Source organism: Streptomyces sp. NBC_00223 (assembly GCF_036199905.1).
In the GTDB taxonomy this organism is placed as follows: Bacteria; Actinomycetota; Actinomycetes; order Streptomycetales; family Streptomycetaceae; genus Actinacidiphila.
In genome coordinates this window covers 1,239,037-1,265,544 of sequence record NZ_CP108109.1, presented here as the reverse complement: position 1 = coordinate 1,265,544, position 26,508 = coordinate 1,239,037, and the positions used below count along the sequence as shown (strand labels likewise).

Genomic DNA, 26,508 nt, shown 5'->3' with positions numbered 1-26,508 from the left:
CGTGCGGAACGCGTGCGGACACAGAACCGAGGAGACGTCATGGCGCAGGTCGAGGCCACCACGGAGCGGATCGTCGCAGCGGAGCCGGAGCGGGTGTACGACGCCCTCGCCGACTACGCCGGCACCCGCGGCGAGGTACTTCCCGGGCAGTTCAGCGAGTACGAGGTGCGCGAGGGCGGCCAGGGCGCGGGCACCCTCGTGCACTGGAGGCTCCAGGCCACGAGCAAGCGTGTCCGCGACTGCCTGTTCGACGTCACCGCGCCCACCCCAGGCCAACTGGTCGAGACCGACCGCAACTCCACCCTGGTGACCACCTGGACCGTCACCCCGGCGGGCGAGGGCCGCAGCCGGGTCGTCGTGGCCACCTCCTGGCAGGGTGCGACCGGCGTGGGCGGCTTCTTCGAGCGCACGTTCGCACCCAAGGGTCTCAACCGGATCTACGACGAGGTGCTCGCCGCCCTCGCCGCCAAGGTGGAACAGCCCGCGACCAGCGGCTGACCGCCGCCGGGGCCGGTAACGGCCCCGGAGTCGATCGGTCACGCGCCCGTTCACTGATACGGGTGGTTCTGCCTACTTCCTGAGAATCGCCGCGCCTGTCCGTCGTTGTCGCCTCATGCGGGCAACGGTGGCGAGGCAGGCGTGACGAGGGGAGCGGCAGTGAGCGGCAGCACGCTGATCGAGCGTACGGCGGCGGTGACCGGTGAGGCGGACGGACCGCCCCGGGACCCGGTCCCGGACGCGGTCCGGCCCCCCGCGGAGCTGCCCCCGCGCCGGGTCCGCCTGGTCTTCCTCGGCCTGATGCTGGCCCTGCTGCTGGCCGCCCTCGACCAGATGATCGTGGCCACGGCCCTGCCGAAGATCGTCGGCGAACTGCACGGCCTGGACCGGATGTCCTGGGTCGTCACGGCCTATCTGCTGGCCTCCACCATCGGCCTGCCCGTCTACGGCAAGCTCGGCGACCTCTTCGGCCGCAAGATCGTCTTCCAGTTCGCGATCCTGGTGTTCGTCGCGGGCTCCGCGCTGGCCGCCTGGTCCCGCACGATGGACGAGCTGATCGCCTTCCGCGCCATCCAGGGCGTCGGAGGCGGCGGTCTGATGATCGGCGTACAGGCGATCATGGCCGACATCGTCCCGCCCCGGCAGCGCGGCCGCTACATGGGCCTGATCGGCGCCGCCTTCGGTGTCGCGTCGGTGGCGGGACCGCTGCTCGGCGGCTTCTTCACCGACCACGCCTCCTGGCGCTGGTGCTTCTCGATCAATGTGCCCTTCGGCCTGGTCACCCTCGTGGTGATCACCCTGGTGCTCAAGCTCCCCAAGCCCGAGACCCGCCCCAAGCTCGACGTCCTGGGCGCGCTGCTGCTGGCGGCCGGGTCCACCTGCCTGGTGCTGCTGACCACCTGGGGCGGTTCGACGTACGGCTGGCGGTCCCGGGAGATCCTGGCGCTCGCCGCGGGGGCGGTGGTCTGCGCCCTGCTCTTCGTCCTCGTCGAACACTTCGCCGAAGAACCGGTCATTCCGCTAAGGCTCTTTCGCGACGGCGTCTTCAACGTCACCGCGCTGATCGGCGGGGTCGTCGGCGTCGCCCTCTTCGGCGCGGCCAGCTATCTGCCGACCTTCCTCCAGATGGTCGAAGGCGCGAGCGCCACCGGCTCCGGGCTGCTCATGCTGCCGATGATGCTCGGCGTGGTGGTCGCCTCGATCGCCGGCGGCCAGCTGATCAGCCGCACCGGCCGGTACAAGGTCTTCCCCGTCGTCGGCGGCGCCCTGTCGGCGGCCGGCATGTATCTGCTGTCCCTGCTGGACGCGGGGACCGGCCGCGCCCAGTACAGCGTCTACATGGCGGTGCTCGGCCTGGGCATCGGTCTGATCCTGCCGGTGCTGGTGCTCGCCGTGCAGAACTCGGTGCGGCCGTCCGACATCGGCTCCGCCACCAGCGCCAACAACTACTTCCGCCAGATCGGCGGCTCGGTGGGCGCGGCCGTCTTCGGCACCCTCTTCGCCGACCGCCTCACCAAACGTCTCGCCGTCGAACTTCCGCACGGCGTGCGGCTGCCCGACCCCCAGTCGGTCACCCCACAGCTGGTCCGCACCCTGCCCGGACCGGTACGCGACGGCTACATCGCCGCGTACGCCGACGCCATGCCCCGGATCTTCCTCTATCTGGTGCCGGTGCTCGTGCTCGGCTTCCTCTTCGCCTTCCTGCTCAAGGAGAAACCCCTGGTGTCCCAGCACGGCCCCGCCGCCCAGACGGCGTACGACCCCGCGTACGAATCCGGATACGAACCCGGCTACGACCTCGGCGGGACGCCCGGCGGCGGGTACACGGCCCCCGCCGCGACGGACACCTTCCCCACCGGGGCCGAGGTCCCCGGGGCCCGGCGCGCCCCGGGCGGGGGAGTGCCCGTCTGCGGGACCGTCCGGCACTCCGACGGCACCAGCGTGGGCCGCGCCGCGCTCACCCTGATCGACGGCATCGGACGCCAGATCGGGCGGGGTGCCACCGCCCAGGACGGCAGGTACGCGCTGAGCACGCCGGGCAGCGGGAGCTATGTGCTGATCGCCGCCGCGGGCGGCCACCAGCCGCAGGCCGTGAGCGTCACCGTCGGGGACCATCCGGTCGAACTCGACGTGGTGCTCGGCGGCGCCGGCCGGCTCGCCGGGACCGTGCACACCGCGGACGGCACCCCGGTCAGGGACGCGATCGTCACCCTCACCGACGTGCGCGGCGATGTCGTCGCCACCTCCCGCAGCGGCCGTGAGGGGCTCTACGCGCTCACCGAGCTGGTCGCGGGCGAATACACCCTGGCCGCCAGCGCGCCCGCCTTCCGGCCCGCCGCGCTGCCGGTGTCCGTGCAGGCGTCCCGCGAGACCCGGCAGGACGTCGAGCTGGCGGGCGGCGCGTCGCTGCGCGGCATCGTACGGGCGCCGGGCGGCCGGCTGGTCGAGGACGCCCGGGTCACCCTGCTGGACGCGGCGGGCAATGTGGTGGACTCGGTCACCACGGCCGCCGACGGCCACTTCCGCTTCGTGGACCTGGCGGCCGGCGAGTACACGGTGATCGCCGCCGGCTACCCGCCGGTGGCCACCGTCCTCCAGGTCGCGGGCGGCGGGCGGACCGAGCGCGACCTCCAGCTCGGCCACGCGGACTGAGGGGCGCGGCCGGCAGGCCGACCGGTCAGCCGAGCAGGTATCGGCCGGGCCGGAAAGCGCGGGTCAGCCGGGCCGGGCGGCCGTTTGCCGCCCGGCCCGGCCGCGTGTTCAGCCCGCGTCCGGGCCGATGTCGGCCGGGCTGCCGTCCCCGCCCGGCCGGCCGTGCTCCTTGATCTCGTCCTTGTCGCACTGCGTGCCGCGGATCAGCGCGTAGCTCCCGCCGATCCGGTAGGTGCCGGGCGAGGGCGCGTAGAGCCGGGTCCAGTCGCCGTCGGGGGCCAGACAGCCGTGCTTGGTGTCGGTGGCGCCCTCGATGCCCAGCACCGGCGACCAGGGGATGCGCAGCACCACGGAGCCGGGCCTCGGCATCGTCACGGTCAGCTCGGCGGGGCCCGCCTGGTTCACGATCGCGGGCGGGTCGGCCATCGGGTCCGCGCCGGTGACCTCGTACAGCTTCCAGTGCGCGTCCTGCCAGACCGGGTGCAGCCACTCCTGGCCCGCCGCCACGATCTTCGCCTCGGCGACGGCGGCACCGTCCGGCTTGGCCGAGGGCAGCACCACGTAGTTGACGCTCCAGCGGCGCAGCCAGTCACGGTAGGTCTCGGCGCTCAGCGTGCCGTCGTAGAAGAGCGGATTGCGCTCCACATCGGCCTGCCGGTTCCAGCCGCGGGCCAGGTTGACGTACGGCGACAGGCCGGACGCCTCCCAGTGCGAGCGCAGCGGGACGACCTCGACCCGGCCACGGTCGGCCCGCACCTCGCGCAGCTCGGCGATGAGCGGGGCCGCGTGCCGGACGGTGGAGGTCACCGCCGAGGTGGTCACCTGGTCGACTATCGGCTTGACGATCTGCCACGACGCGGCCCCGGCGAAGGCCAGCCACAGCGCGAGGGTGCGCCGGGTGCCCCAGGCGCTGCCCATGGCGACGATCAGCAGCACGGTGCCGCCGAAGAGCAGCGCGAGCCGTTCCACATTGCTGCCGATGGGCGAGGGGATCACCCAGGTCAGCACGATGCCGATCGAGTACACCCAGGCGCCCACCAGGACCGTCCGCCAGGCCCGGGGAACGACCAGGCCGATCACCACGGAGATGGCCAGCGGGATGATGGCGAAGTACCAGGCGAAGGGCTGCACCCCGTAGAAGGGGAAGAGCAGCGAGGTGGCTGCGACCACCAGCGGCGGGGCGGCGGCCAGTATGTAGGCGTCCTTGCGGCGCCCGATGAGGAACATCGAGCCGGCCACCACCAGCAGGAACAGCCCCGCCACCGGGCTGCACATGGTGGCCAGGGCGGCCATCGCGGTGGCCGTCGCCAGCCGGGGCGAGCGGCCGCGCACCGAGCGCTCTGCCGGGAAGAGCAGCGCGGTCGCCACCAGGGCGAAGAGAATGCCCAGGGCGAACGTCACCCGGCCGGACACCACATCACACCAAAGAGCGAACGTGGTCCACAGCACCGGCCACATCGGCCGTCTGACCGGCAGCCGGGTCAGCAGCACCGCCGAGACCGTCGCCGACAGCGTCCCCGCGATCACCGCGGTCATCCGCACCCCGAGCGCGGCCATGATGTACGGCGACAGGATGCTGTAGGAGGCGGGGTGCATGCCGCCGTACCAGGACAGGTTGTACGAGGCCGACGGGTGTGCCCGTATGAAGTCCGTCCAGGCGTACTGCGCGGCCATGTCGCCGGAGTCCTTGGCGAGGAAGAACGCCCACAGCACATGCAGCACGGCGGCCAGCGCGGTGGCGATCCACACCGGGTGGCGCAGGTCCACCCGCCGGAGGAGTGCCACCGGTCTCCGTACGGCGGCCGTGCGTGCGGGCTGCCAGGTGGTCACGAGGCCTCTTCCGGAAACAGTGCGGAGTGTCCCGTCCGGACCCCCTGTCCGGCGGGATCGAACTCCTACCGAGGAGCAGAGTTCGAACAGAGAGTTTGGACGCTAGCACGGCCCGTTCGGTTGCCCGCGCGGGGGCGGGCGCGCGAATCGGCGCGCGCTCTCCCTCTCGGCGGGACCCGGTCGTACGGTGGCGGCGGCGGTGTGAAGCGTGGGTCGGGGAGTGCCGGAGAAGTACCGCCGCCGGCCCGGGCACGGCTCGTGGATGCCGGGAGAACGAGCCCAACGAACCATGGACAGCGGTGATCCGCCACCTTTTTACGGTCGGTTCCCCCTTGCGGTGGGGTTCGTGGGCACGGTGGGGCCACTGTCGTACAGGAGTACGGGCGCGCGTCGGCCGTTCGGCCGTTCGAGGGACGAATCGGGCGGCGGTGAGCGGGGGTGCGGCCGCCGCGGGGAGTCGTCGGACGGTCCGCGGGGGCGCTGGTCGGCGGGCTCGTGCCGGGTCGCGCGGCGGCCAGGCGGGGTGTGGTCCCGGTTCGGCGGGGGCGGACCGGCTGCCGTGTTCGAATGAATCACGCCAAATTTCGGGCCGGGGGGCGGGTGGACCTGTTTTCGCGCGGTCGTTGGCGGCGGAGGGTGGCGGGCGCAGGGCCGGCTGTCCGGCCGTCGGGTCACGGCTCGTCGCGGAGGGTGAACGGGCGCCCGTGGCGGCCGAGTTCACGGCGCCGCTGGGTGCGCCGCCGGGCGGCGCGGAACGCGCTGGTGACGGGCGCGCGGGCCGACTTCAGCAGGTATAGACCATTGAAGTTATCCACAGGCTGCCCGAAGCCCCTGGTGGGGTGCTCCCGCCGCCGCGTAACGTGACGTGACATGAAGATCCTGATCTCGGCGGACATGGAAGGCGCGACCGGTGTGACCTGGCCGGCCGACGTGCTGCCCGGCAGCGAGCAGTGGCAGCGCTGCCGCCATATGTTCACCTCCGACGTCAACGCCGCCGTCGCGGGCTTCTTCGACGGCGGCGCCGACGACGTGCTCGTCAACGAGGCGCACTGGACCATGCGCAATCTGCTGCTGGAGCAGCTGGACGAGCGCGCCCAGATGCTCACCGGCCGGCACAAGGACCTGTCCATGGTCGAGGGCGTCCAGCACGGCGACGTGGACGGCATCGCGTTCGTCGGCTATCACACCGGCGCCGGGACCGAGGGCGTCCTCGCCCACACCTACCTCGCCAACTCCATCACGGGCGTGTGGGTCAACGGAGCGCCGGCCAGCGAGGGGTACCTCAACGCGCTGGTCGTCGCCGAGTACGGGGTCCCCGTCGTGCTGGTGACCGGCGACGACCGCACGGGGATCGACGCGCGGAGCTACGCCCCCCGGGCCCGTACGGTCGCGGTGAAGGACTACGTGTCCCGGTACGCGGCCGTGTGCCGCCCGCCCGCGCGCACCGCCGCCGACATCCGGGCCGCGGCCAAGGAGGCGGCCGCGCTCGCCGTGCGCCACGAACCGGCCGCGGCCGGACCCTTCACGGTGGAACTGGAGTTCGACGCCGTGCACCTGGCCGGAGCCGCCACCGTGGTGCCCGGCGTGGAGCGCGCGGGGGAGCGGCGGGTGGCCTACACGCTGCCCACCATGTACGAGGCGATCAGGGCCTTCAAGGCCGTCACCACACTCGTGTCGCAGGCCGTGGAGGAGCAGTATGGCTGAGCAGTCCGTGGACACCCTTCCGGTCCCGAGCGAGGGGCGGTCCGCCGTGGACGGCCGGGCGCTGGACGAAGTGGTCCGCTTCACCTCCGACCTGATCCGTATCGACACCACCAACCGCGGCGGCGGCGACGGCAACGAACGGCCCGCCGCCGAGTACGTCGCCGAGCAGCTGGCCGACGCCGGGATCGAGCCGCGCGTCCTGGAGTCCGCGCCCGGCCGGGCCAATGTCGTGGCCAGGATCGCCGGCACCGACCCGGCCGCCGACGCCCTGCTCGTCCACGGCCACCTCGACGTGGTGCCCGCCGAGGCCGCGGACTGGTCCGTCCACCCGTTCTCCGGCGAGATCCGCGACGGCGTCGTCTGGGGCCGCGGCGCCATCGACATGAAGAACATGGACGCGATGGTGCTCGCCACTGTCCGCGCCTGGGCCCGCTCGGGCCTGCGCCCCCGGCGCGACATCGTGCTGGCCTTCACCGCGGACGAGGAGGACAGCGCCTCCTACGGCTCCGGATTCCTCGCCGACCGCCACGCCGACCTCTTCGAGGGCTGCACCGAGGGCATCAGCGAGTCCGGCGCCTACACCTTCCACGCGAGCGACACCCTGCGGATCTACCCCGTCGCCGCGGGCGAGCGCGGCACCGCCTGGCTCAAGCTCACCGCGCACGGCACGGCGGGCCACGGCTCCAAGGTCAACCACGACAACGCGGTCAGTCACCTCGCCGCCGCCATCACCCGGATCGGCGAACACCGCTGGCCGGTCAGGATCACCGACACCGTACGGGCCGCGCTGACCGAACTCGCCGCGCTCCACGGGGAGTCCGCCGACTTCGCCGACGTGGACGTGCTGCTCGCCCGGCTCGGCCCGACCGCCTCGCTGGTCCGGTCCACCGTCCGCAACAGCGCCAACCCGACCATGCTCCAGGCCGGCTACAAGGTGAACGTCGTCCCGGGCTCGGCCACCGCCTATGTCGACGGACGCGTACTGCCCGGCGGCGAGGACGAGTTCGTCACCACCATGGACCGGCTCACCGGCCCGCATGTCTCCTGGGAGTACGCCCACCGCGAGGTGCCGCTGGAGGCCCCGGTCGACTCGCCCACCTTCGCCGCCATGCGCGAGGCGCTCGGCCACTTCGACCCCCAGGCGCACGTCGTGCCGTACTGCATGTCCGGCGGCACCGACGCCAAGCAGTTCTCCCGGCTCGGCATCACCGGCTACGGCTTCTCGCCGCTGAAGCTGCCCCCGGACTTCGACTACCAGGCGCTCTTCCACGGCGTGGACGAGCGGGTACCCGTCGACGCCCTGCACTTCGGCGTCCACGTCCTCGACCGCTTCCTGCGCGGCGACACCCGAGAGGAGCCCCGGGCATGACCTCCGCCACCGGGCAGCACCCGGTCCACGGCAGCTGGCCGTCCCCCATCGACGCGGCCACCGCCGCCGCCCACGACGGAAGCCCCGAATTCGTCGGCGTGGTCGGCGACGAGGTGTGGTGGACCGCGCCCCGGCCCGCCGAGGAGGGCCGCCGCGCGCTGATCCGCCGGCTGCCCGACGGCAGCGAGCAGTGCCCGCTGCCCGCGCCCTGGAACGTCCGCAGCCGCGTCATCGAGTACGGCGGCACGCCCTGGGCCGGCGCCGTGCTCGACGGCTCCCCGCTGATCGTCTTCGTCCACCACCCCGACCAGCGGCTCTACGCCTTCCGGCCGGACGGACCCGACCCCGCGCCGCGCCCGCTGACCCCGCTGTCCCCGGTGGGCGGCGGACTGCGCTGGGCGGATCTGGCGATCCACCCGGACCGCGGCGAGGTCTGGGGCGTCCTGGAGGAGTTCACCGGCGAGGGCCCGGGCGACTGCCGCCGGGTGCCGGCCGCCGTACCGCTGGACGGCTCGGCGGCGGACGACCGCGGCGCGGTACGCGAACTCGCCGCGGACACCCACCGGTTCGTCACCGGGCCGCGGCTGTCCCCGGACGGGCGGCAGGCCGCGTGGCTGGCCTGGGACCACCCGAGGATGCCGTGGGACGGCACCGAGCTGAGGATCGCCGACACGGCGGCCGACGGGACCTTCGGGCCCGCCCGCACCCTGATCGGCGGCCCCGAGGAATCCGTCGCCCAGGTCGAGTGGGCGGCCGACGGCACCCTGCTGGCCGCGACCGACCGCACCGGCTGGTGGAACCTCCACCGGGTCGACCCGGTCAGCGGCGAGGCCGTCAATCTGTGCCCGCGCGAGGAGGAGTTCGCCGGCGCGCTGTGGAAGCTCGGCCAGCGCTGGTTCCGCCCGCTGCACGACGGCCTGGTCGCCGTCCTGCACGGTGTCGGCGCCCCCCGGCTCGGCCTGCTCGACCCCGCCACCGGCGAGGTCACCGACGCGGGCGGCCGCTGGACCGAGTGGAACCCCACCCTCGCGGTCACCGGCAGCCGCGTCATCGGTGTCGCCGCGAGCGCCCGCACCTCGTACGAGATCGTGGAGCTGGACGCGGCCACCGGCCGGACCCGTGTCCTCGGCAACGCCCACCACGACACCGTCGACCCCGCCTATCTGCCGGACGCCCTCGACCGGGTCTTCACCGGGCCCGGCGGACGCGAGGTGCACGCGCACATCTACCCGCCGCGCAACCCGGACGCCGGCGCGACCGGCCCGGCCCCCTATGCGGTGTGGGCGCACGGCGGCCCCACCAGCCGCGCCGCGATGGTCCTCGACCTGGAGATCGCCTACTTCACCTCCCGCGGTATCGGCGTCGCCGAGGTCAACTACGGCGGCTCCACCGGCTACGGCCGCGCGTACCGCAACCGGCTGCGCGAGCAGTGGGGCGTCGTCGACGTCGAGGACTGCGCGGCGGTCGCCGAAGGACTCGTCGCCGAGGGCGCCGCGGACCCCGCGCGGCTGGCCGTCCGGGGCGGCAGCGCGGGCGGCTGGACCAGCGCCGCCGCGCTCACCACGACCGGCACCTACGCCTGCGGCACCGTCATCTACCCGATCCTCGACCTGTCCGGCTGGTCCCCGGCCGGCGGCGAGACCCACGACTTCGAGTCCCACTACCTGGAGTCGCTGATCGGGCCGCTGGCCGAGGTGCCCGAGCGCTACCGGGACCGCTCCCCGGTCAGCCACGGCGACCGGATCACCGTGCCCTTCCTGCTGCTCCAGGGCCTGGACGACCCGATCTGCCCGCCCGTGCAGTGCGAGAGGTTCCTGACCGCGGTCGCCGGGCGCGGGATCCCGCACGCGTATCTGACCTTCGCCGGGGAGAGCCACGGCTTCCGCCGCCTCGACACCATGGTCACCGCCCTGGAGTCCGAACTCGCCCTCTACGGACGGGTCTTCGGCTTCCACCCGGCCGGGATTCCGGAGCTGGAGCTGACCTGGTGAGCGAGCGCCTGAAACGGGTGGCCGACGTGGTCGGAGTGCCGGTGCCCGCGCTGATCCGGCCCCGGCGGCTGGTCCCCGGCGACCGGATAGCCGTCGTCGCGCCCAGCGGACCCGTACCGCGCGACCGGCTCGACGCGGGACTCGCCGTGCTGCGCGGGTGGGGCTTGGAGCCGGTGGTGTTCCCGCATGTGCTGGACGCCCACCGGTCCGGGTATCTGGCCGGCGAGGACCGGGCCCGCGCCGACGACCTCCAGGACGCCTGGTGCGACCCGGACCTCGCGGCCGTGCTGTGCGCCCGGGGCGGCTACGGGGTGCAGCGCATGGTGGACCTGCTGGACTGGGAGGAGATGGGGGCGGCGCGGCCCAAGGCGTTCATCGGCTACAGCGACATCACCGCGCTGCACGAGGCGTTCGCCACCCGGCTGGGGCTGGCCACGCTGCACGGGCCGATGGCGGCCACCGAGACGTTCCTCCACGACCGCGCCACCCAGGAGCATCTGCGGCGCACGCTCTTCGCGCCGCAGGACACACGTGAGCTGACCTCGGCGGGCGCGCGCACGCTGGTGCCGGGCCGGGCGCGCGGGGTCACCCTCGGCGGGTGCGTCAGCCTGCTCGCGGCCGACCTGGGCACGCCGTACGCGCGGCCGTCCGCCGCGGGCGGTCTGCTCGTCCTGGAGGACGTCGGCGAGGAGCCCTACCGGCTCGACCGCATCCTCACCCAACTCCTGCGCTCCGGCTGGCTGGAGGGCGTCGCCGGGATCGTGCTGGGCTCCTGGCAGGACTGCGGGCCCTACGACGAGGTGCGCGCGCTCTTCCTGGACCTGCTCGGCGGTCTCGGGGTGCCGATCGTGGAGGAACTGGGCTTCGGGCACAGCCCGTCCACGCTCACCGTCCCGCTCGGCGTGCCGGCCCTCCTCGACGCGGACGCGGGGACGCTGACGCTGGAGGTGCCCGCGCTGGTGTGAGGCCGAGGTTTCCCGCCGGGGCGGCGTCGACCGGTGGGGGAGCGGCGTCGCTTCTCCGCTCTCCGCGGGGCGGGCGGCCGGCGTACGGCCGGCGCGGGGGCGGGCGGCGCGGGGGCGGCCGCACGCCGAAGTGCGCGTCGCGGTACCGGCCGGGTCGACATACGTGTTCCTGTCCGCGGCCATGCCCCGCGCAGTGGTCGCACCGGTCACCGCGCGGGGGTCAGCGGGCCGCCGCCACCGGCACGTCGGCCCACGTCCGGTCGAGGAAGTCCGCGACGAGCGGCGCGATCTCGCCGACGTGCTCTTCGAGCGCGAAGTGCCCGGTCGGGAAGAGGTGCAGCTCCGCCTCGGGGACGTCCCGCAGAAACGCCCGCGCCCCCGCCACGGTGAAGAAGGCGTCCCGCGCGCCCCACACCACGAGCAGCGGCGGCCGGTGCTCCCGCAGCCACCGCTGCCAGCGCGGGTAGAGCGCCACATTGCTCTTGTAGTCGAACGCCAGGTCGACCTGGATGTCCTTGCGGTCGGGCAGGTCCAGGAAGTGCTGGTCGAGGGTCCATCCCTCGGGCGCGACGGTGGCCGGGTCCGAGGCGCCGCCCTCGTACTGCCCCCGGGTGACCGCGAGCGTCAGCAGGTCCCGTACCCGCTTCTCGGCTCCCTCGACCTCGGGCGCCTCGGCCACGAAGCCCCGGGCCATGTCGCTGAGCCCGTCCTCGTACACATTGCCGTTCTGTACGACCAGGCCAGCGATCCACTCCGGGTGCCGGGTGGCGAGGCGGAAGCCGACGGGGGCGCCGAAGTCGAAGGCGTAGAGGGTGAAACGGTCGAGCTCCAGCGCCCGGCAGAAGCCCTCGACGGCGTCGGCGAGCCGTTCGAACGACCACCCACGGTCGGCGGGCAGCGCGCTGTGGCCGAAGCCCGGGTAGTCCGGGGCGATCACCCGGTAGTCGGCGCCGAGAGCGTCGATCAGCCGTCGGTACTGGTGCGAGGCCGAGGGGAAGCCGTGCAGCAGGAGCAGTACGGGGGCGTCCGCTGGGCCGGCCTCCCGGTAGAAGATCCGCAGGCCGTTCACCTCGGTGAAGCGGTGTGCCACTCGTGGCAGTCGCAGTGCGGGCATGAGCGCGTGTCCCTCCCCGTGGAGCGCGGCGACGTAGTGTCGCCGCTGATCGCCACCCTAATGGAAGGTTGACGATGATGCCATTAGGGTGGCGGGCCTTCGCCGCCGCCACCCGTCCAGCCGGATGCGGTTTGGGTCGCTTCCCCGACGCGTGGACCTGCGGCCGCCGACGGCGGGCACCCCCATAGGGGCCACCCGCACCTGAGTACGAAACCCGCACGGGTGGGGCGGGGCGGGAACATCGGCCCGCCGCAGGCGGGCCGCACCCCGCACGGATGTGCGGACGGCGACGGCGCCCAGCCCCGTGACAAGCACCGCCGCGCCGCGCCGGGCGGGTTCGCGGGCCCGCGCGTCTGGGGACGCGGCCCGAACCGCATCCAGCTGGACGGGTGGCGGCCGTGCGGGCCCACGGATCTGGGGGTGCGGCCCTTTTCCCGCTGGGGCTCGGCGCGCCGCACGGGCACGCGGTGGGCTGACGGGTGACGGCATGACACGACCGTTCCGCCGGCGCGCCGCACGCGCCACGGGCTGGGGACGCAGACCCGGCCCCGGCCGGGCGAAACGCTGCGTATGGGGGGTGCGGCGGGCAGGGGTGGGGGACTCGGGCATCTGCCGTATGTCGTCCGGCCGGAGGCGCGGTGCTCACCGTTCGCCGGAGCGTCCTTACGGGAGAGCTGTGAGGCGGGCGGTCTACGTGTGGTCGGCGCCGCCACGGCCGGGCGGACGCGGCGGCGGGCGGGGGCGGCGCCGCGTCGTACGTGCCGCGGCCCGGCGATCCTCGGCGGCGGCCGAACGCCGCACCGCCGCCCACCTCGCCTTCGTACTGCCGGTACGTGTTCCCGGCGGCCGCACCGACCGGCCGCGCCGCCCGCCGGTTCCGGGCGCGAACGGAGGGGCCCGGCCCCCTGTACCGCGCGGCCGGCGGCCCGGTCGTACTCCGGGGTACGACTCCGTCCGTGATTAATCATGCACGCGACAAACCGATGTGCGTAGCGCCGTTGACACCTCGGCGGGGCCCGTGACCTACTGGCTGGATTGACTCGGTGTCGTGACGCGGTCGCAGCCGGTCAGAGTGTCGGCGCCAGGGGGACTGCGGTGGCGAGAGAGCACTATCCGACGACGGTTGAAGTAACCGAGGGCGCCCGGCTGTTGGCCCTGAGATACCCCGGGATCTGTCGGCTGGGGCGAGTCGGCAGTTCGCGCGCGGGTCGTCCGCTGATGATGCTGACGGTCGGTCAGGGATCGCGGAACGTGCTGGTGGTGGCAGGTCCGCACGCCAACGAGGCGGCGCTCGGCGGCGCCACCGTACTGCGGCTGGCCGGACAGATCGCCGCCGCCCGCGAACGCGGCGAGGACGACGGCAGCGCCTGGCACTTCCTGCTCTGCATCGACCCCGACGGTGCCGCGCTCAACGAGCCCTGGCTGCACGGCCCTTACACGCTGCGTGGCCACTACGAGCACTTCTTTCGGCCGTGCGCCGCCGAGCAGCCCGAGTGGCTGCCGCACGACGGCGTCGTCCGGGCCGCCGCCCTGCCCGAGACCCGTGCGCTGGTCGGCCTGCTCGACGCGCTGCGGCCGGTGCTCCAGTGCTCGCTGCACGGCATCGACGTCGGCGGCAGCTTCGTCCAGCTCACCCGCGACATACCCGGCGTGCCCGAGCGGATCGGCAAGTCCGCGGCCGAACTCGACATCCCGCTGGAGAGCGGCTCCTCCGACGCCTTCCAGTGGCCGAGCCCCGGTCCCGGGGTCTACGTCATGCCGCCCGCGTCCGACCCGGCCGCCGGTGACGGCGCGCACTCCACCTGGGTGCACGCCCAGCGCTACGACGGTGTCACCGCCATCGTCGAAGTGCCCATGTGGGCCTGCGACCGGATCGCCGACACCACCCCGCACCCCGACGCCGACCACGCGCTGCGTACGGCGGGCGCCGCGCTGCGCCGAGATCTGCCCACCGTGGCAAGGGTGTTGAACCGTATCGACCCCCAACTCCTCGGAGGTGAACGCGCGCTGCTGCGGACCGTACGCGAACTCGTCGGCATCGGACCGCAGCTCACCGCCGAGTGGGACCCCGCCGTCCGCCCGCCCGACGCCGCGCCCCTGCCGCCCATGACCACCGCCCGCGTCACCAGCATCGAGGTCTACGCCCAGCGCGTCCCGCTGCGCGCCGCCGCGATGCTCCGCCGGATCGCCGCGGTCCCGTCCGTCACGCACCTGGTCGACACGTGGTGCGAGGCGTACGAGCGGGCGTACCGCCCCCGGTGGGTGCCGGTGGCCGACCAGGTCGAGCAGCAGGCCCGCAGCGTCCTCGCGGTGTACGAGGGGCTGTGCGCGTGAGCCCCCCGCCGGCTCGCCGCCGCGCGGAGCTGTGCGGCGCGTCACCCGTTCGGAGTCCTCCAGCGACCACGGGGGCCGCCCGTGCGGCGATCATGGACGCGGGGGCGACCGCGGAGCCGGAGACAGGTGGGCGTGATGGACAGGGACAAGGCCGACGGCCGGAGCGCGCGTGATCTGCTGACGCCGGGACGGATCGTCGTACTGATCCTCACGGTGCTCGCCCTGGTGTTCATCTTCGAGAACACCCGGCATGTGGATATCCGGCTGATCGGTCCGGTGGTCAGCACCCCGCTGTGGGTGGCGCTGCTGGCCACGTTTCTGGTCGGCGTGCTGTGCGGGCGGTATCTGCGGCGCGGCGGCGGGCGCCGCGGCGGACGGTGACCGTGCCGTCGGTCCCGTTGCGCTGATCGTACGGTCGGACCGTGCGGATGGTCGCCGGCCGGTCGGATCGTATGACCGTGCGGCCGTGTGCTGAGCCGATCAGGCCGACAGCGGTTTGCCGAGGCACACGCTCAGCTCTTCGTGCCGGTAGTAGCCGAACTTCGGCACCGGCAGATAGCCGCTCGACTCGTACAGTGCGATCGCCTCGGGCTGCTTGAGCCCGGTCTCCAGCACCATCCGGGTCCGGCCCGCGGCAGCCGCGCTCGCCTCAAGCCGCGCGAGCATCGCCCGGGCGAACCCCCGGCCACGGGCATGCGCCAGTACGAACATCCGCTTGATCTCCGCGTCGCCGTCCCGGAAGCCCTCCGGCGAGGCGTTCCAGGCCCGCCAGCCGCCGCTGGCCACCGGGCTGCCGTCCTCGTCGTACGCCAGCAGGTACAGCCCGCGCGGGGGCTCGAAGTGCGCCGCGTCCATCACGGTCAGGTCGCCGTCGCCGTACCGCTGCACGTACTCCTGCTGGACCATGTCGTTGAGCTTCACCGCGTCGGGAGCGTCGAAGCGCGTCTCTCGGATCTCCACCCGATCATCGTACGTGTGTACGGGAGGGGGTCCGATCGGCCGGTCCGCTCGGTGGGGAGGGCCGGCGGGGCCGACGGGGACGGGCGTCGGGGGCACGGGACAGTCCGGGTATCGTCCGAAGGGTGTCCTTTATCGTCACCACCGCCAATGTCAATGGTCTGCGGGCCGCCGCCAAGAAGGGTTTCCTGCCCTGGCTCGAAGCGACCGCCGCCGATGTGGTCTGCCTCCAGGAGGTCAGGGCCGAGCCCGATCAGCTTCCCGCGGCGCTGCGCGACCCCGACGGCTGGCACGCGTACCACGCGCCCGCGACGGCGAAGGGCCGCGCGGGTGTGTCCGTTCTCACCCGCCGGGCGCCCGCCGCGGTGCGGGTCGGCTTCGGCTCGGCGGAGTTCGACGCCTCCGGCCGCTATCTGGAGATCGACCTCCCGGACGCCGGACCCGGGGTGACCGTCGGCAGCCTCTATCTGCCCTCCGGCGAGGTCGGCACCGAGCGGCAGGACGAGAAGCTGCGCTTCATGGACGAGTTCCTGGGCCACCTCGACACGCTGCGCGCCCGCAGCGCCGAGGCCGGCACCCACGCGCTGGTCTGCGGCGACTGGAACATCGCCCACCAGGAGGCCGACCTCAAGAACTGGCGGGCCAACCAGAAGTCGGCCGGGTTCCTCCCGGAGGAGCGGGCCTGGCTCACCCAGGTGCTCACGCCCTGGACCGATGTCGTACGCGATCTGCACCCCGGCGTCCCGGGCCCGTACTCCTGGTGGTCCTACCGCGGCCGGGCTTTCGACAACGACACGGGGTGGCGGATCGACTACCAGGTCGCCACGCCGGACCTCGCGAAGCGGGCGACCGGGGCCGTGGTCGAGCGGGCCGCCGCGCACGATCTGCGCTGGTCGGACCACGCGCCGGTGACGGTCGTCTACGACCTCTGAGGACGTTCCGCCGGTCCGCGCGCTCGTCGGCGCAGGCCCCGGCGCCGGACGTTCGTCGGCGAAGTCCTCGGCGCCGGGCGCGCGCCGGCCCGCTGAAACCGCGTGGTCCCCGCGCCCGGCCGGATGGGATGCTGGGCCGGTGAAACGCGCGCACATCACCGTCAGAATTCCGGCCGGACTACGGCTGTTCGTGGCCGCGGACCGGCGCGGCGAGGTGACGGACGTGGCCGTCGACGGCACGTCGTCCCTCGGGCACGTCGTGGAGTCGCTGGGCATCCCGCTCACCGAAGTGGGGCAACTGGCCGTGGACGGGCGGGACGTGCCCTTCGCGCATGTGCCGGCGGCCGGCGAGGCGGTCGAGGTGCGCGCGGTGGAACGGCCGCAGGACGTGCCGGGCGCGCCACTGCGCTTTCTGCTCGATGTGCATCTGGGCACGCTGGCACGGCGGTTGCGGCTGCTCGGCGTCGACGCGGCCTACGAGAACGAGGACATCGGTGACCCCGCGCTGGCCGCGCTGTCGGCGAAGGAGCGGCGGGTGATGCTCACCCGCGACCGGGGGCTGCTGCGCCGGCGGGAGATCTGGGCGGGCGCGTACATCTACAGCGACCGGCCCGAGGAGCAACTCGCCGACGTCCTGGGGCGGTTCGCGCCCGTCCTCGCGCCCTGGACGCGGTGCGTCGCCTGCAACGGGCGGCTCGAAGCCGCGGACAAGGACTCGGTACGCGACCGGCTGCGGGACGGCACGCGCGCGTCGTACGACGTGTTCGCGCGGTGCACCGCGTGTGAGCGGGTCTACTGGAAGGGCGCGCACCACGCCCACTTGGAGGAGGTCGTGGCCTGGGCGCTGCGCGAGTACGGCTCCCCGGCCGCCGCCTCCGAATAGCCGCGCCGCGGCCGGCGGCCCGCCCGCCGGGAGGGCGAGCGGGCCGAGCGCGGGTCAGGAGGGGCGGGGAGCGGCGAGGGTCGCGCGGACCGAGGCCAGCGCCGCGGCCGCCTCGGGGAAACCGGCGGCCTCGCAGCGGGTGATCGACGCGGTGAGGCGGGCGGTCGCCGCGGCGACGTCACCGAGGGCGTTGCCCTCGATGAGCGCCGCGATCCGCACCGCCTCGGCGCGGGGCTCCTCGCCGGGCCGGCCGCCCGTGTCGTAGACGGCGATGGCCTGTTCCATCTCCGCGAGGGCGTTGTCGTACTCCTGCGCCGCCGCGTACGCGCGGGAGCGCTGGTAGTGGACCGCGCCGCGCTGGTACCAGTGCACGAAGTCCTCGACGTCCGGCGGGACTTGGGCGCACAGCGCCTCCGCCTCCGCCAGGTGCCCCAGCGCGTCGGGCAGCCCCTCGGCCTCCCGCTCGGCCATGGTGAGCCGGGCGAACTCCCGCATCATGCTCGCCACCGGAGCGGGCCGCGCGGCACGCTCGTGCGAGGCGACGGCCCGCCGGTACGCGGTGTGCGCGGCGTCCCAGCGGCCGGCGTTGGCCAGTGCGACCGCCGCCTCGCACGCCACGAGGGTGTGCGTGTACCGGTCGTCGTCCCACTGCTCGACCACGTCGGCCAGCCGCAGGAACTCCTCGGCGGCTGCCCGCAGTTCGCCGAGCCCGACAAGTCCCCGGGCGAGGTTGAGCTGGATCTGGGCGACGAGCCGCGGGTCGAGCTTGCCGGTCTCGCCGAGCACGATCGACTCCAGCACGGCCACCGCGTCGGCCTGCCGCCCCTGCCCGGACAGCAGATCGGCGAGTTCCAGGCGGACCTGCGCCGCGTGCTCGTCGCTGCCGTCCCGGTCCAGCCGGTCCGCGGCCTCGGACAGGTGCCGTACCGCGCCCGCCGCGTCACCGGAGTGCGCGCAGGCGTGGCCGAGCAGCGCGTGGAAGGGGCCGAGCGACAGCGACGCGTCCGGCCAGCGCGCGGCGGCCGCCAGCGCCTGGTGGATCAGCGGCACCGCCTCGTCCGCGTGGCCGCTCTGCACCTTGATCTGGGCGAGCAGCGCCAGCGGCCGCGGAGCGCGCCACGGGTGCCCGGCCCGCTCCACCAGGTCGAGCGCCGCGGTCAGTTCCTCGGTCGCCGCCTCGAACCGCCCGGTGCGCGCGGCCACATCGGCGGCGTACTGCCGGGCCGCGGAGGCGCGCGGCAGCGAGCCCAGCCGGTCCGACTCGCGCAGCAGCGTGGCCACGGAGGCGTCGAAGGCGTCCCGCACGGCCGCCGACGGCTCGGGCAGCTCGTCGACCAGCGCGTGCCGGGTCACCATCGCGTCGCACTGGAGCACGGCCAGATAGCGGTCGTCCTCGATGCCGCCGGCGGTCCCCAACAGCTCCGTGGCCAGCCGCATTTCGGCGTCGAGTTCGTTCCGCGCGGACGAGGAGTCCACCGCCGGGTCGCGTTCGCTCGCGGCGACCAGCGCGGTCGCCGCCCTGGCCCGCGCGGCGGCGGCCCGCCCGCGCTGCCCGCCCTCCTCGTACAGCGCGGCGGCCTCCAACATCACCTCGCGGGCCCGTGCCCACTCCTCGCGGTCGAAGCCGTCGAAGGCGTCCCGCTCGGCGAGTTCGGCCCGCAGCACGGCCTCCGGGCCGACCGTACCGTCGTGCCGGTGGTCCTCGGCGGCGGTGAGCGCGCGGATGCGGTCCCACAGCGCGTCCGCGTCCGGCCGCCCGATGGCCGTCAACTCCCGTGCCCGCAGCACCAGTCCGGCGAAGTCCTCGGCCCCGGCGTCCGACCCCGTCTCTGTGACGGGTTCGGCGTCCGGCGGGCGGACCGGCGACGGCAGCGCCGCCCGGATGCCCAGCGCCAACGGCTCGTTCAGCAAGGGCCGTTGGGCCAGCCGCTCACGCCGCCGCTCGCTCACGGCCGAGGTCCCGTTGCGCGTGTCGAAGGCCGCCGCGAGAGCCGACGCCTCGTCCCGCACACGGCCGCGCAGTGCGTCCACCGTCCAGGTACGTCCCGGCGGGCCCGCCACGGCCAGAGCCCCGTGCCCCTGCTCGGCCAGCCGGGCGAGCAGGATCTCCACGCCGGTCAGAAAGCCCAGCCGGTCCAGCGGCGAACCGGTGACCTCGAACATCGCCCGGTTCTCCGCCAGCACCTCGAGCCCGCGGCCCTCGTTGCGGGACAGCGCGCAGAACTCCAGGTGCCTGCCCACCGCTTCGGTCATGTCCGGCTTGCCGCGCGCGAAGCGGTAGCCCACGAGGTGGTACGAGCGCGCCTCGTCGCTCCGGCCCGCCCGCAGCAGCGGCAGCAGCGCGTACGCCATGCTGACGTACGGCTCCTCCATGCAGGTCTGCGCGCCGTCGAGCACCGGCTCCCACTCCGCCAGCGCCCGCACGTCGTCGCCCGCCGCCACATGGTGCAGTGCCCGCTCCCGGGTCTCGCACGCCTCGCAGTCGCTCAGGTCGGTACGCGGCCGGGTCACCCACAGGTCGTATGCCGCGTCGGCGCCCTCACCGGTGTGCTGGGCGACGAAGTGCCGTACCGCGTAGACCGGTTGCATGCCGTGACCGGCCGCGCGGTACCGGTCGCGCATCTCTCCCGCCCACCGCTCGATCGCCGCCAGCGGCACCTCGGGCACCTGCACCAGCGCGTTCGCCACCCACTTGAAGCGCCAGTAGAGCTGGTGCTCCTCCCACTCGCTGAAGTCGTCCGGCCCGGTGTCCCACATCCGCACGATGCGGGCGAAGACCACCGGCGACTTCCGCTCCTCACCGGAGTACGTGTACGCCGACATCAGCTCGAACAGCGCCGTCACCAGCGCGCCCTTGTCGTCGAACTGCTCGGCTGCCTCGACCAGTTCCTCCGCGCGTACGGTCCGCTGCCGGCCGTAGGGGCGCTCGTTGTTCTCGCGCAGCGCCGCGAAGACCTCGTCCGGGGTGTCCGTCACGACTCCTCCCGGACATCGTGCATCGCGTGGTCGAGCAGCCCGATGAACGCCCGGTTCAGCAGCGCGCTCTCCGAGGACCGCAGCGGGCGGCGGGTCAGCAACAGAGCCTGGCCGTACAGCGCTTCGACCGCCGTCACCGCGAGACCCCGCTCGGTGATCGTGGCCGCCCGCCGTACCAGCGGGTTGAGATGGTTGAGCACCAACTGCGCCCGGGGCGCCTCGGAACGCAGCGAGCCGAGGATGTCGGCCCACAACCCGTCGGCCCGGCCCGCGAGTTCGGTACGGGTCCGCTCGTGCCTGGCCTCGCGGTTGTCGAGCAGCAGGGAGGGCGCGCTGACCGGGTGGAAGCTGCGCAGCACCACGTCGCAGTCGAACTGGCCGATCACCTCCCGCGCGGTGTGCAGGAAGGCCGCCGCCGCCAGTTCCGCGGCCGGGTCCACCGTGTCCAGGTGCGCGGTGACCGTCCCCGGATCGAGGTCCACCACCGAACAGCCCGGCCGGACCTCCGGCATGCGGTGCACCAGGTCCCGGTCGTACGCGTAGCCGCCGTTGACCACGCCGAGTCCGGCCGCGGCCGCGATCGGCGCCACCTGCCGGAACTCCTCGACGGTCTGCGTGACCAGCAGCACCGGGTGCGCGCGGGCGAACTCGTCCAGCGTGACCTGACCGTCGGTCGTCTCGAACGGCAGCCAGGGCAGCAGCAGCCGCAGCAACTCGTCGTCGTAGCGGGCCAGCGCCTTCACCGCGAGATGGTGGACGGCGATGAACTGGTGCAGCAGCGCCGGGTCGCTGGCGGACAGGGCGGTCAGCCAGTCGCGGATCCGGGCGCCGAGCGCGTCCCGGATCGCGCCGAGCGTCTCGTCCTCGTACAGCGCCTCACGCGAGGCGGTCGGCCGCAGACTGTCCGCGTCCACCACGACGCGCACGAAGAACGCCCACTCCGGCAGGAGTTCGTGCGCCTGGTCCGACAGCAGCATGCCCTTGAGGTGCACCCGGTGCCCGGCCTGCCGCGACGGGTGCACGGACGTGGGCAGTACGTACGCGACCCCGCGCAACCCCACGAGCGGCAGGTCGAGTTCGATGGTGTCCAGCGGGGTGAAGTCGAAGGTCCTGCGGCAGTGCTCGACCAGCGCCTCCCGGCGGGCGAGCGGCGAGCCGTACCGCACCTCCCAGGGCGCGGGCGTCTCGTTGATCCGGGTGACGCCGCCGCGCTCGTCGGTGACGGTGACCGGGTGCCGCAAAAGGCCCCCGTAGTGCCGGGCGAGCGCGACGACCTGCTCGGGGCGGGTCCACTCGGCGCCGTCCGCGCGCGGTACGAGGGTGACGGTCGTGCCGGGCTCGGGGACGGCGGAGGCCGGCAGCGTACGGATCGCGTAGCGGCCGTCGGAACTGCCGCGCCACTCCACGGCGGGCGCGTCCGGGTCGGCGGCCGACCTGGTCAGCACGGTGATCTCGTCGGCCACCACGAAGCAGGCCAGCAGCCCGATGCCGAACTGACCGATGAAGTCGCCGCGCGCGGAGGCCAGTCCGTCGCCGTCCAGACCGCCGTCGGCGCCGCGCTTGGAACTGCGGCCGATCGTGGCGAGGAAGCGGTGCACATCCGCCTCGGTCAGCCCGATGCCGGTGTCGGTGACGGTCAGCGCGTCGGTGCCCGCGTGCACGGTGATCCGGGCGGGCGCGTCCACTCCGAGCGCCTGGCGGGCGGTGATCGCGTCCACCGCGTTCTGCAGCAACTCGCGCAGATAGACCCGGGGACTTGAGTAGAGGTGATGCGAGAGCAGGTCGACCAGCCCGCGCAGGTCGACCTGGAATGTGTGCGTTGTCTGTGCGTCTGACACCGGTGCGGCTTTCTCGGTCGGCTCGGGGATGGCTCGGCTCGGGAGCGGTTGCGGGGGAGGGGCGGGGCGGAAAACGGGAGGTGGGGGAACTCGTGTGCGAAGAAGGGACGTTACCCCTTGACGCGCGCCCGCAAGGAACCGAAGGGCGCGGTCGGGTCCTGGCCGTCGAGGTACATCCACGGGAACTCGGTGACCCGGCCGTCCAGTACGCGGAACAGATCCGCCGCCGCGTCGGCCTCCCCGGCCTGGGCGAAGGCCATCGCGAACGTGTTGAAACCGCGCGTCCAGTCACGGTGCCGCACGTAGTCCGGGTGGTGCACCGAGCGCTCGGCGGCCTCGTACAGCGACAGGACCACCGAGGAGTGCCGCAGATAACCCGGGTTGTCGTCCTCCTCGTCCAGCCACTGCTCCAGGTGCGCGACGGCGACGAGTTCGCCGAGCGGGCTGCCCTCGGGCGCGGCGAGCATCGAGGCGCGGGCGAAGGCGTGCATGGCCTCGTGCGAGCCGCCCCACTTGCGGCACAGCTGCTGCAACTGCTGGCGGTGGGCGGCCAGATGACCGGGTCGGCGGCGCACCGCGGCCTCGAACCTGCGGGCGGCGGCCTGCTGTCCGACCTGGAGGCCGCGTGCGGTGATCTGCAGGAAGTACCAGGGAGCGGCCCAGTCAGGGGCGCGCTCGGCGACCTCGTACAACTGCTCCTCGGCGATCCGCAACCGGGCGTGGAAGGTTCTGAACTGTTCCTCCGAGACGTACTTGGCCATCTTGCGGGTGCGGGCCTCCCAGGCCCACTCGATGTGCCGGGCGCCGGTGAGCAGCAGCGGCAGCGGCGAGTCCGGTTCCGCGGCGACCGCGTCCGGGAGCCACAGCTCGGCGCCGGCGGTGAGCATCACGCCCTCGGCGAGCCAGGTCAGTTGCTCGCCTTCGCCGCTCTCGGCGGCGGCGGTGAGGTGGGCGCGGACCTCCGGCCAGCGGCCCGCCGCGGCGGCTGCGCGGACCTCGGCCAACCCGGGGTCGCCGTAGGCGGGATCCACCCGAGGCGTCGTGCTCCGCCCCCGCCTCGACGGTCTCGCGGCGGTACGGCGGCGGATCAATGGCATGTGGCGACCCCTTCGTCGGCTGCTGCTCCGCAGGGCCGTGCCAAGACTGCCCCCCGACAGGTAGATATCACGCCTGCCTGAGCCCGGCCCCCACGGGTCGCACGAACACGCTGCCCCAGCCCTCGCCGGGCGGCCCCGGGCACGCGACCTGGGCGGCGGGTGGTTGGGCGACGGAGGTCGGGCGATGGGCGGCCCGGGCTGGTGGGCGCCCGGAGTGGTCGTTGCGCCGACAAGGTGAATGTTCTGGACAAGAAAAGTGTTCGGTGGGACCGTGGAGTCATGTTGGACGTGAGCGTGATCGAGGATGCCGACGCGGCAGCGGCCTCACTGGACCCGATACGGGCCAGGCTGCTGGCGGAGCTGGCCGCGGGCCCGGCCTCGGCGACGATGCTGGCCGCCCGGGTCGGCCTGCCCCGGCAGAAGGTGAACTACCACCTGCGCGCACTGGAGAAGCACGGCCTGGTCGAGCTCTCGGGGGAGCGCCGCAAGGGCAATGTCACCGAGCGGCTGATGCGCGCGACCGCGGCCTCGTACGTCATCTCGCCGACCGCGCTCGCGGCCGTGCAGCCCGACCCTGCCCGGTTCCGCGACCAGCTGTCCGCCCGCTGGCTGCTGTCCGTCGCGGCCCGGCTGGTCCGGGACGTCGGCACGCTGATCACCGGCGCGGACCGGGCCCGCCGGCCCGTCGCCACCTTCGCGCTCGACGGCGAGGTGCGCTTCGCCTCGGCGGCCGAACGCGCCGCGTTCGTGGAGGAGCTGGCACTCGGCGTGAGCGCGCTGATCGCCCGGTACCACGACCCGGACGCCGAGAGCGGCCGTCCGCACCGGGTCGTCGTCGCCCTTCACCCGACCGTGAAGGCCGCGCCGGACGCCCTGGTGGTCGCCGCGGCCAAGGACCGAGAAGTCAAGGACCGAGAAGCCGGCGAACGCGAGCACCAGGAACGCGAACACCAGGAACACGAACACCAGGAACGCGAACACCAGGAACGCGAGCCCGAGGAGATCGAGAGAACGTCATGAGAAAGCTGATCGTCACCGAGTTCCTGACCGCCGACGGCGTGATGGAAGCGCCGAACGAATGGCACGGCCCGTATTTCGACGAGGACATGTCCCGTACGGTCTCCGCCCAGATGGCCGCGTCCGACGCGCTGCTGCTCGGCCGTACGACCTACGAGGGCTTCGCCGCCGCCTGGCCCGCGATGGCCGACGAGCCCGGCGCCGACCATATGAACGGCATCGCGAAGTACGTCGTCTCCACCACTCTGGAGAAGGCCGACTGGAACAACTCCACCGTCATCGCCGACGACCCGGCCGCCGCGATCACCGCACTCAAGCGGCGGGACGGCGGGGACATCACCGTGATGGGCAGCGCCACCCTCGTGCAGTGGCTGCTCGGCCAGGGCCTGGTGGACGAGGTCGACCTGCTGATCGACCCGGTCGTCGTCGGCCGCGGCAAGCGCCTCTTCCAGGAGGGACTGGCCGAGATCCCGCTGACCGTCGTGAAGTCAGAGCTGTTCCCCTCGGGCGTCCACCACGTGGTCTACGCCCCGGCGCCGCGGAGCGGGGGCGAGCAGCGTGTCTGAACGGTTCGAGATCGTCCGGGAGTTCGAGGTCGACGCCGGCCCCGACGAGGTCTGGGAGGCCGTCACCACCGGTACGGCCGGCTGGCTGTGGCCGATGGAGTACGAGCCCAAGGAAGGCGGCGCCGCGCCCTTCGGCGGGACCGTCACCGCCTGGGACCCGCCGCACCGCCTCATCGCCCGTACCGAAGACCCCGAGGACGTACCGCGGCAGACCTTCAACCAGCTCGACCACCTCATCGAGCCCCGCGCGGGCGGCGGCTCCTGGGTGCGCTACGTGCACAGCGGGATCTTCGTCGACGACTGGGAGAACCAGTACGACGGCGCCGACAAGCACACCGACTTCTATCTGCACACCCTGCGGGAGTATCTGCGGCACTTCGCCGGACGGCCCGCGGTCTTCGCGGGGGCGAACGGCCCGGTGGCCTCAGGCGCGGCCGACGCGTTCGACGTCGCCGTACGGGCCCTGGGGATCGCGGACACAGCGGTCCAGGGGGAGACCGTACGGGCCACACCGCCCGGCGCCGACGGTCCGGTGGCGGCGGTGCTCGACTACCGGAACGCGTACTTCCTGGGACTGCGCACCGGCGACGCGATGTACCGGGTCTTCGGCCGCAACCACTTCGGCGCGACCGTCGGCGTCAGCGTCCACGACTTCGAGCCCGGCGCGGACGCGGCCCGTATCTCGGGGGAGTGGCAGCACTGGATCGACGCCCTCTACGGATAGCGTTCCGCGCGAGCGCACCACGGGGGACGGCCTGCGGCGTCGCACGGGCTGACCACCCGTCGGAGGGGCGGCGGGCCCCTGGGTTGGAACCGAACGCACGTACACCTCGGGAGTGAAGATGGCGACGTACGTACTCGTCCCCGGCGCGGACGGCTCCGCCTGGTACTGGCACCGGGTCGTGCCCGGACTACGGGCCCGCGGGCACCGGGTGGTGACGCTCGACCTGCCGTCGCACGACACCGCCGACCTCGATGACTTCGCGGACGCGATCGCCGCCGCGGTCACCTCGGCGGTCACCTCGGCGGGGGCCGACCCGGCCGAAGCGGGCGACTCCCACGGGCGGCCGCTGGTGGTCGTCGCGCAGTCGCTCGGCGGGTTCTCCGCGCCGCTGGTCTGCGCGCGGTTGCCGGTGGACCGGTTGGTGCTGGTCAACGCCATGGTGCCGGTGCCCGGCGAGACCGCGGGGGAGTGGTGGGGCAACACCGGCCAGGCGGAGGCCCGTGCGCGGTACGCGGAGGCGGTCGGCCGTGGCGCGGACCCGGAGTTCGACCTGCGCGTCGACTTCTTCCACGACGTGCCGGACGACCTGACACAGGAGGCGCTCGCGGCGCCGCCCGCCGGTCCGCCGCCCGGGATCTTCGGACAGCCCTGGCCGCTGGAGAAGTGGCCCGACGTGCCGACACGATTCCTTCAGGGGCGCGAGGACCGCTTCTTCCCGCTGGAGTTCCAGCGGCGCAATGTCCGGGCCCGGCTCGGCATTGACGTCGAGGAACTTCCCGGCGGCCATCTCTTGGCGCTCAGCCGGCCGCGCGAACTGACCGAGGCGCTGCTGCGGGAGGGATGAGGGCGCCGACCCGCGACCACCACGTATGGCCGCTGCTGCTCGCCGTCCACCGCGCGGTGTGGTGACCCGGACTCCGCCACGAAGGTGATGTGTGGGATAAAACGGGCGGTAGTGGGGGCTGGGTGAAGGACCTCGCACTCGGGTTTGCGAGGATCGAGGCAATGACTGCCGCTCCTCCTCGCACGCTCAGCGAGCGTCCCAGCATGGAAAGCCGTGG

At 73.4% G+C, this 26,508-nt stretch carries 21 protein-coding genes; 14 read left to right on the top strand and 7 right to left on the bottom strand.

The features are described from left to right. Positions 1-39: 39 nt before the first annotated feature. Both OHA30_RS05290 and OHA30_RS05285 read left to right on the top strand, forming a co-directional pair. Positions 40-498, top strand: a complete 459-nt coding sequence (locus OHA30_RS05290) for an SRPBCC family protein (RefSeq protein ID WP_328912628.1) — start codon at positions 40-42, stop codon at positions 496-498. 159 nt (positions 499-657) lie between these two features. Next, complete coding sequence (locus OHA30_RS05285; protein WP_405785787.1) at positions 658-3,150, top strand: MFS transporter; 2,493 nt, start codon at positions 658-660, stop codon at positions 3,148-3,150. 108 nt (positions 3,151-3,258) lie between these two features. On the opposite strand, the gene OHA30_RS05280 is transcribed toward OHA30_RS05285, so the two are convergent. Both OHA30_RS05280 and OHA30_RS05275 read right to left on the bottom strand, forming a co-directional pair. Beyond that, the gene (locus OHA30_RS05280; RefSeq protein ID WP_328912627.1) at positions 3,259-4,980 is read right to left on the bottom strand and encodes an MFS transporter; all 1,722 of its coding nucleotides are present in this window, start codon (positions 4,978-4,980) and stop codon (positions 3,259-3,261) included. 671 nt (positions 4,981-5,651) lie between these two features. Next, positions 5,652-5,795, bottom strand: a complete 144-nt coding sequence (locus OHA30_RS05275; protein ID WP_328912626.1) for a hypothetical protein — start codon at positions 5,793-5,795, stop codon at positions 5,652-5,654. Between the two features lie 55 nt (positions 5,796-5,850). On the opposite strand from OHA30_RS05275, the gene OHA30_RS05270 reads away from it, so the two are divergent. From OHA30_RS05270 to OHA30_RS05255, 4 genes are read left to right on the top strand one after another with little or no spacing between them, the layout of a single operon-like run. Continuing rightward, positions 5,851-6,684 (top strand): M55 family metallopeptidase, encoded by an 834-nt coding sequence (locus OHA30_RS05270; protein WP_328912625.1) that lies wholly within the window; start codon positions 5,851-5,853, stop codon positions 6,682-6,684. Next, entirely contained in the window at positions 6,677-8,053 is a 1,377-nt protein-coding gene (locus OHA30_RS05265) for a M20/M25/M40 family metallo-hydrolase (protein ID WP_328912624.1), read from the top strand. The genes OHA30_RS05270 and OHA30_RS05265 overlap by 8 nt, the downstream gene beginning before the upstream one ends. After that, positions 8,050-10,044 carry a prolyl oligopeptidase family serine peptidase gene (locus tag OHA30_RS05260; RefSeq protein ID WP_328912623.1) on the top strand — a complete coding sequence of 665 codons (1,995 nt, stop codon included), beginning with the start codon at positions 8,050-8,052 and terminating at the stop codon, positions 10,042-10,044. Before OHA30_RS05265 ends, OHA30_RS05260 begins: the two co-directional genes overlap by 4 nt. 41 nt (positions 10,045-10,085) lie before the next feature. Next, entirely contained in the window at positions 10,086-11,009 is a 924-nt protein-coding gene (locus tag OHA30_RS05255; protein WP_328917732.1) for a S66 peptidase family protein, read from the top strand. A gap of 220 nt (positions 11,010-11,229) precedes the next feature. Here the strand turns inward: OHA30_RS05255 and OHA30_RS05250 are convergent, their stop codons facing one another. Further along, positions 11,230-12,123, bottom strand: coding sequence for an alpha/beta fold hydrolase (locus OHA30_RS05250; protein WP_328912622.1), 894 nt, complete (start codon positions 12,121-12,123; stop codon positions 11,230-11,232). A 1,095-nt stretch (positions 12,124-13,218) separates the two neighbouring features. Between OHA30_RS05250 and OHA30_RS05245 the strand changes: the two genes are divergently transcribed. After that, the gene (locus OHA30_RS05245; RefSeq protein WP_328912621.1) at positions 13,219-14,457 is read left to right on the top strand and encodes a M14 family zinc carboxypeptidase; all 1,239 of its coding nucleotides are present in this window, start codon (positions 13,219-13,221) and stop codon (positions 14,455-14,457) included. A gap of 135 nt (positions 14,458-14,592) precedes the next feature. Beyond that, positions 14,593-14,838 carry a DUF1049 domain-containing protein gene (locus OHA30_RS05240; protein WP_328912620.1) on the top strand — a complete coding sequence of 82 codons (246 nt, stop codon included), beginning with the start codon at positions 14,593-14,595 and terminating at the stop codon, positions 14,836-14,838. 99 nt (positions 14,839-14,937) lie between these two features. Here OHA30_RS05240 and OHA30_RS05235 read toward each other — a convergent pair whose 3' ends face one another. Then, complete coding sequence (locus tag OHA30_RS05235; protein ID WP_328917731.1) at positions 14,938-15,363, bottom strand: GNAT family N-acetyltransferase; 426 nt, start codon at positions 15,361-15,363, stop codon at positions 14,938-14,940. Positions 15,364-15,539: 176 nt separating this feature from the next. On the opposite strand from OHA30_RS05235, the gene OHA30_RS05230 reads away from it, so the two are divergent. Further along, entirely contained in the window at positions 15,540-16,346 is an 807-nt protein-coding gene (locus OHA30_RS05230; RefSeq protein WP_328912619.1) for an exodeoxyribonuclease III, read from the top strand. A gap of 139 nt (positions 16,347-16,485) precedes the next feature. Then, a complete protein-coding gene (locus OHA30_RS05225) occupies positions 16,486-17,229 on the top strand; it encodes a Mut7-C RNAse domain-containing protein (RefSeq protein WP_328912618.1) in 744 nt (247 codons plus the stop codon). A gap of 54 nt (positions 17,230-17,283) precedes the next feature. On the opposite strand, the gene OHA30_RS05220 is transcribed toward OHA30_RS05225, so the two are convergent. From OHA30_RS05220 to OHA30_RS05210, 3 genes are all read right to left on the bottom strand, one after another. Then, positions 17,284-20,205 carry a hypothetical protein gene (locus OHA30_RS05220; RefSeq protein ID WP_328912617.1) on the bottom strand — a complete coding sequence of 974 codons (2,922 nt, stop codon included), beginning with the start codon at positions 20,203-20,205 and terminating at the stop codon, positions 17,284-17,286. After that, positions 20,202-22,043, bottom strand: coding sequence for an HSP90 family protein (locus tag OHA30_RS05215; protein WP_328912616.1), 1,842 nt, complete (start codon positions 22,041-22,043; stop codon positions 20,202-20,204). The genes OHA30_RS05220 and OHA30_RS05215 overlap by 4 nt, the downstream gene beginning before the upstream one ends. 110 nt (positions 22,044-22,153) lie before the next feature. Beyond that, positions 22,154-23,074 carry a hypothetical protein gene (locus tag OHA30_RS05210; RefSeq protein ID WP_328912615.1) on the bottom strand — a complete coding sequence of 307 codons (921 nt, stop codon included), beginning with the start codon at positions 23,072-23,074 and terminating at the stop codon, positions 22,154-22,156. A gap of 345 nt (positions 23,075-23,419) precedes the next feature. Between OHA30_RS05210 and OHA30_RS05205 the strand changes: the two genes are divergently transcribed. The 4 genes from OHA30_RS05205 to OHA30_RS05190 all read left to right on the top strand — a co-directional run bounded on the left by OHA30_RS05205 (position 23,420) and on the right by OHA30_RS05190 (position 26,291). After that, on the top strand, positions 23,420-24,160 hold the full coding sequence (locus OHA30_RS05205; protein WP_328912614.1) for an ArsR/SmtB family transcription factor: 741 nt from the start codon (positions 23,420-23,422) through the stop codon (positions 24,158-24,160). Further along, entirely contained in the window at positions 24,157-24,723 is a 567-nt protein-coding gene (locus OHA30_RS05200; RefSeq protein WP_328912613.1) for a dihydrofolate reductase family protein, read from the top strand. Before OHA30_RS05205 ends, OHA30_RS05200 begins: the two co-directional genes overlap by 4 nt. Beyond that, the gene (locus OHA30_RS05195) at positions 24,716-25,447 is read left to right on the top strand and encodes an SRPBCC family protein (RefSeq protein ID WP_328912612.1); all 732 of its coding nucleotides are present in this window, start codon (positions 24,716-24,718) and stop codon (positions 25,445-25,447) included. The genes OHA30_RS05200 and OHA30_RS05195 overlap by 8 nt, the downstream gene beginning before the upstream one ends. Positions 25,448-25,565: 118 nt before the next feature. Further along, positions 25,566-26,291, top strand: a complete 726-nt coding sequence (locus tag OHA30_RS05190; protein WP_328917730.1) for an alpha/beta fold hydrolase — start codon at positions 25,566-25,568, stop codon at positions 26,289-26,291. Positions 26,292-26,508 lie beyond the last annotated feature (217 nt).

Bases quoted from the DNA above. Each gene is read 5' to 3' on its own strand.
- OHA30_RS05200 (WP_328912613.1), top strand. From the start codon at position 24,157: ATGAGAAAGCTGATCGTCACCGAGTTCCTGACCGCCGACGGCGTGATG.
- OHA30_RS05205 (WP_328912614.1), top strand. From the start codon at position 23,420: ATGTTGGACGTGAGCGTGATCGAGGATGCCGACGCGGCAGCGGCCTCA.
- OHA30_RS05235 (WP_328917731.1), bottom strand. From the start codon at position 15,363: ATGGTCCAGCAGGAGTACGTGCAGCGGTACGGCGACGGCGACCTGACC.
- OHA30_RS05250 (WP_328912622.1), bottom strand. From the start codon at position 12,123: ATGCCCGCACTGCGACTGCCACGAGTGGCACACCGCTTCACCGAGGTG.
- OHA30_RS05260 (WP_328912623.1), top strand. From the start codon at position 8,050: ATGACCTCCGCCACCGGGCAGCACCCGGTCCACGGCAGCTGGCCGTCC.
- OHA30_RS05265 (WP_328912624.1), top strand. From the start codon at position 6,677: ATGGCTGAGCAGTCCGTGGACACCCTTCCGGTCCCGAGCGAGGGGCGG.
- OHA30_RS05270 (WP_328912625.1), top strand. From the start codon at position 5,851: ATGAAGATCCTGATCTCGGCGGACATGGAAGGCGCGACCGGTGTGACC.
- OHA30_RS05240 (WP_328912620.1), top strand. From the start codon at position 14,593: ATGGACAGGGACAAGGCCGACGGCCGGAGCGCGCGTGATCTGCTGACG.
- OHA30_RS05290 (WP_328912628.1), top strand. From the start codon at position 40: ATGGCGCAGGTCGAGGCCACCACGGAGCGGATCGTCGCAGCGGAGCCG.
- OHA30_RS05190 (WP_328917730.1), top strand. From the start codon at position 25,566: ATGGCGACGTACGTACTCGTCCCCGGCGCGGACGGCTCCGCCTGGTAC.